The sequence below is a fragment of the Pseudarthrobacter sp. rb genome, from assembly GCF_056389225.1.
In genome coordinates this window covers 1-1,938 of the sequence record NZ_JBWJAR010000048.1, presented here as the reverse complement: position 1 = coordinate 1,938, position 1,938 = coordinate 1, and the positions used below count along the sequence as shown (strand labels likewise).

Sequence of the window (1,938 nt, the reverse complement as noted above, 5' to 3'; positions counted from 1 at the left end):
TCAGTTCTGACTTTCGGGGAGCAGTTTTATGCATGGAAGAAGTTCGTTGTCCGAGGAACAGCGCGAGGCCGCGGTGGCGCTGTTTGAGATCGGGTGGGGCTCCAGAGCTGTAGCAACCAGGCTCGGGGTGCGTCGGAAGCCGATCCTCCGGTTACACGACAGATGGCGCGTTCGTGGAGATACTGCTCTTGTGACCAAACCAGGCAACCGCGTGTATTCATTCGAGCTCAAGCTCAACGCCGTGCAGCGATATATCTCCGGCGAGACCAGGGTCGCACTGGCCAAAGAGCTCGAACTATCCTCGCCACACCTGATAGCCGTGTGGGCAATGCAGTACCGGGCTCAGGGCGAGGAAGGCCTCCGTCCGAAACCTAAAGGCCGCCCAAGGAAGAACCCAGATACCCCGCCGCAGCAGGAACCGGAGCTGCAGCGGCTGCGACGTGAGAACGAACGCCTGCGTGCAGAGGTTGCTTTCCTGGGAAAAGTAAACGCCTTGAGGGGCAGGGAACAGCGCTAAAGGTTCGCGCTGTCATCGCTCTCAAGGCTGAGCACCGATTAGAGGTTCTGCTGGACGTGGCCGGGTTAGCCCGGTCCACGTTCTTCTACCACCAAGCCAAACTCAATGCCCCCGATCCACGGGCGTCCCTGAAGGCCGCTGTCACTGACATTTTTACGAAGAACCACGGCCGGTACGGGCATCGCCGGATCCATATTGAACTGTTGAAGCAAGGATGGACGGTCGCTAAGAAGACGGTTCTGAAGCTGATGCGTTCCCTCCGGCTGGTCTGCAAGGTCCGAAGCAGGAAGCGATACAACTCCTACCAGGGCGAGCAAGGCATCGTGGCCCCGAACCTGCTGAAACGCCAGTTCGACGCGGACGCCCCAAACCAGAAGTGGGTGACCGATGTGACCGAGTTCAGCGTCGGCGACAGGAAGCTCTACCTCTCACCGATCATGGACCTGTTCGACCGGCAGATCATCTCCTACGCCATTGGGACCTCGCCCAACCTGGAACTGACCAACTCCTCATTGCGCGGCGCCTTGGCCACGCTGGAGAACGGGCAGAAACCCCTCGTCCACTCAGACCAAGGGTTCCAGTATCAGCACAACTCTTGGCGCACACTCTTGGCGAACGCCGGCGCCGTCCAATCGATGTCACGCAAAGCCAACTGCTACGACAACGCCGTCATGGAGAACTTCTTCGGACACCTGAAGGAAGAGCTCTTCCACCGCGTCCGGTTCCTCAACACCGACGCACTCGCATCAGCGCTGCACGCATACATCAGCTGGTACAACACCGAAAGAATTTCCACCAAGCTCAAGGGCTTGAGCCCGGTACAGTACCGTGCTCAGATGCTTGCGGCTTAGGTCCCAATTAGAAGCACAGCTGGACTAGGGTCCCCCCATTAGACCGCAGCCAAACGCGCCCTTGCCTGTCTGCACGACGATAAAAACTCTGGCTTCGGCAGAAGGCTCCTGAGCAAATATCTCGCCCCCTCCGGCTGTCCTACCTTGAGAGGTTAGGGCGGATACATCGTGTTCGGCGGGCTGTGGGTTGGGACCACAGTTATATTCGCGGTCGGCAAACTGCACTCTGGACGGAACTTCCTTGGGCGACAGGACCCAGTCCGATGTCTGTTGATGGACGTTCCATAGCCGGACGCCAGCAAAAATGCCCGCCAGCACCAACACGGAAACCATCAAAGACAAAGCGATTCGCGTCCCCCGGCTCATGGACCAAACGATCCACGAATACGGCATGAAGGTCAATGAACGGGCTAAACCCAGGTGCAGCTCTCGCCCCCCTGGCTTGGCAGGTGGTTCAAACACGCAGAAGTCCCCGTCCCACTTGGGACGGGGACTTCTGCGAACAGCCGATAGCTGGCCGCTAAAGTGGATACATCGCATTTGCGAGTCCAACTTTCGGGGACCAGTTCA

Annotated in this window: 2 protein-coding genes; both read left to right on the top strand. The window is 58.6% G+C overall.

Translation table 11 applies throughout. The features are described from left to right. Window positions 1–46: 46 nt before the first annotated feature. On the top strand, window positions 47–517 hold the full coding sequence (locus ACWRN3_RS22790) for a helix-turn-helix domain-containing protein (RefSeq protein ID WP_364275310.1): 471 nt from the start codon (window positions 47–49) through the stop codon (window positions 515–517). A gap of 14 nt (window positions 518–531) precedes the next feature. After that, entirely contained in the window at window positions 532–1,368 is an 837-nt protein-coding gene (locus ACWRN3_RS22785) for an IS3 family transposase (protein ID WP_476742020.1), read from the top strand. The last annotated feature ends 570 nt before the right edge of the window (window positions 1,369–1,938 follow it).